General features: G+C 70.2%; 2 protein-coding genes. Both read right to left on the bottom strand.

What is annotated here, in order from left to right:
• The coding region (locus VIR09_RS22170) for an error-prone DNA polymerase (RefSeq protein ID WP_332014803.1) at positions 1–2,512 on the bottom strand (2,512 nt) is incomplete at its 3' end.
• Positions 2,513–2,518: 6 nt separating this feature from the next.
• Positions 2,519–3,486 (bottom strand): DNA polymerase Y family protein (locus tag VIR09_RS22165; RefSeq protein ID WP_332014802.1); only part of this gene is annotated, 968 nt, incomplete at its 5' end.

The raw sequence follows: 3,486 nt of genomic DNA, 5'->3' as shown, positions 1-3,486 counted from the left end.
GGGGGCCGTCGGTGGCGGGCGCGTGCGGATGCGCGGTCCGGCGGGCGCCGGGGTGGCCCTCGGGCAGGGTTTCCAGCGCCGAGTCCCAGCCGCTGATCATGACGTCCGGCGGCAGCACGCAGACGCCATGGCGGCGGGCGTCCTGCACCAGTTGCGCGGGAGCGTAGAAGCCCATGGGCTGGGAGTTGAGCAAGGCGGCCAGGAAGGCTTCGGGTTCGTGCCGCTTGAGCCATGAGCTGGCATAGGCCAGCAGGGCGAAGCTGGCGGCGTGGCTTTCGGGGAAGCCATATTCGCCGAAGCCTTCGATCTGCCGGAACAGCGCTTCGGCGAAATCCAGCTTGTAGCCATGGGCCAGCAGTCCGCCGACGAGCTTGGTGCGGTACTTGTCCACGCCGCCCTTGCGTTTCCAAGCGGCCATGGAGCGGCGCAACTGGTCGGATTCGCCCGGCGTGAAGCCGGCGGCGACCACGGCGATCTGCATGACCTGTTCCTGGAAGATGGGCACGCCCATGGTGCGGCTGAGCACGCCACGCACTTTTTCGCTGGGATAGGTTTCGGGTTCTTTCCCCTGGCGGCGGCGCAGATAGGGATGGACCATGCCGCCCTGGATCGGGCCGGGCCGCACGATGGCCACCTGCACCACCAGGTCGTAGTATTGGCGCGGTCGCAGCCGCGGCAGCATGGTCATTTGCGCGCGGGATTCGATCTGGAACACGCCTATGGTGTCGGCGTCGCAGATCATGTCGTAGGTGGGCGTATCGTCCGGCGGGATGTCCTGCAGCCGCAAGGGCTGGCCGCGGCGCTGGCCGGCCAGCTCCAGCGTGCGGCGCAGCGCCGACAGCATGCCCAGGGCCAGCACATCCACTTTCAGCAGGCCGAGTGCGTCCAGATCGTCCTTGTCCCACTGCACGACGCTGCGGTCTTCCATGGCGGCGTTCTCGATGGGCACCAGCCGCGACAGCTTGCCGCGGGAGATCACGAAGCCGCCGGGGTGCTGCGACAAGTGGCGCGGAAAGCCCATCAGCGTCTGCGCCAGCGCCGCCCACTGCCGCGCCACCTGCGATTCCGGGTCCAGGCCGCAGGCGCCCAGGGTGCGCAGCATTTCCTTTTTGCCGTCCCACCATTGGTGGGCGCGCGCCACGGCGTCGATGACACCGAGGTCCACGCCCAGCGCGCTGCCGGTATCGCGCAATACGCTGCGCGGGCGGTAGGAGATGACCACGGCGGTCAGCGCGGCGCGCTCGCGGCCATATTTGCCATAGATGTACTGGATGACCTCTTCGCGGCGCTGATGCTCGAAGTCCACGTCGATGTCGGGCGGTTCGTTGCGCTCCTTGCTGATGAAGCGTTCGAACAGGTTGTTGCCGCGCACCGGGTCTACTTCGGTGATGCCCAGGCAGTAGCAGACGGCCGAGTTGGCGGCCGACCCGCGGCCCTGGCACAGGATGCCCTGGCCGCGGGCGAATTGGACGATGTCGTAGACCGTCAGGAAATAGGCTTCGTAGTGCAGGCCCGTGATCAGGGCCAGCTCTTTTTCGATTTGTGCGGTGACGCTGTCCGGCGTGCCGGCAGGGAAGCGGCGCGCGGCCCCGGCCAGGGTTTCCTGGCGCAGATAGGTCGCCGGCGAATGGCCGCGCGGAATGATCTCGTCCGGGTATTCGTAGCGCAGCTCATCCAATGAGAAGGCGCAGCGGCGGGCTACCGCCAGCGTCTGGGCCAGCGCCTGCGGGGGATAGAGATTGGCCAGCCGCATGCGCGTGCGCAGGTGCTGTTCGGCGTTGCCGGACAGTTCGTAGCCGCACTGCGACACCGGCTGGCGGGTGCGGATGCCGGTCAGCGTGTCGTGCAGCGGCTTGCGTGAACGCAGATGCATCTGTACCTGGCCCAAGGCCACGAGAGGCAGTTCCGCGGCCTGCGCGGCCTGTTCGACCGCGGCGCGATGCAAGTCGTCGCGCGAACGGTGCAGCAAGGTCAGTCCCACCCAGGCGCGATGGGGGAAGACGCGCGCCAGCCAGCGCGCCTGCTCGGCCATGCGGTCGGCATCGGTGCCGTAGGCGGGGCTCAGGATGGCCAGGCATTCGGGCAGGTGGCGCAGATGGGCGTAGCCCGCGGGCGGATCGGTGAGGTCTTCGGGCGCCAGCCGGTATTCGCCTTTGGGCGCGCGGGTGCGGGCCAGGGTGATCAGTTCCGACAGGTTGCCGTAGCCCTCGCGCGTCTGCGCCAGCAGGATCAGGCCCAGCGGCGCGGCGTCGGGCGCGGCGCGCAGCTGGAAGGTGGCGCCGATGAGGAGCGGCAGCTTGCGGGCCTTGGCCTCCACGTGGGCGCGGACCACGCCCGCCAGCGAGCATTCGTCGGTGATGGCGAGCGCGGCGTAGCCCAGTTCGGCGGCGCGCTCGATCAGCTCCTCCGGGTGCGAGGCGCCCTGCAGGAAAGAAAAATTGGACTGGCATTGCAGCTCGGCGTAGCCGGGCAGCTGGGCCAGGACATCGGGGATATCGTCGTCCATGCGCATGCCGCTTCAGGCGTAGAGCCCGTGCAGGAACCAGCGGGCGTGCTCGTCGTCGCGCTCGCGGTAGATCCAGTAGCGCGCGGCGGCGGCGTCCTCGGCGACGAAGTAGTCGCGCACGGTCAGGGCCGGATCCCACCAGCCGCTTTCGATGCGTTCCGGGCCGCGCATCAGCCGCAGCGACTGGCCGCCGTATTGCGGCCGGTGGCCGGACAGCTTCAGGGGTTGCGGCGGATCCAGCAGCCAGAAGGGCCGGTCCAGTAGCGCGGGCAGAGGGGCGGGCCGTTGGGGCGGCGACAGCGCGTCGCCCCAGGCGTTGGCGGCCTCGGGGCGGTGGTCGGGCACGGGATGGGCGTGGCGCACCTGGTCGCGGCCCAGCCGGGCCACCAGCAGGTCCAGCAGCCGGGCATGGTCGGCGGGCGTGCCGCCGGGCTCGGGGAACAGGGTGGTGCTGGCGGCGGGCTGCTCGACCGTGTCGGGCGCCAGCAGCATCACGGCGATCACGGGCGCTTCCAGGGTGAAACGGGCCAGCTTTTCCCGCAGCAGGTGGAGAATCTGCTGCGGCTGCCAGACCGGCTGGGCCAGGGCCAGCTCCAGCTCGGTCGGCGGCCGGGCGTGGCGGCCGCGTTCGTGCTCCATGCTGAGCACCACGCGGCGCACCGCCAGTTGCCGGGCGCTGAGCCAGCCGCCCAGCTGTTCGGCCAGGCGGCGCGCCACCGCCAGCACCGCGTCGGTGTGCTCGACGTAGTCGGTGAGTTCGATGCGGCGCGAGAACTGGTGCGGCGGTTCGATCCAGCGATGGAGTTCGGGCGCCTGGCCGTAGGCGGCGTCCAGGGCCTGGAGCAGTTCGGGGGCGCTACGCCGTTGCAGGCCCGCGCGCGGCAGGGCGCGCAGGTCCGCCAATGTATGGCAGCCGATGTCGTCGAGCCAGTCGCGGCGGGCCTGCGCCTGCGGCAGCAAGGCCAGGGGCAGGGCGTCCA

The organism is Achromobacter sp. (genome assembly GCF_036567245.1).
GTDB lineage: Bacteria > Pseudomonadota > Gammaproteobacteria > Burkholderiales > Burkholderiaceae_B > Achromobacter.
This window is presented reverse-complemented; position numbering and strand designations above follow the sequence as displayed.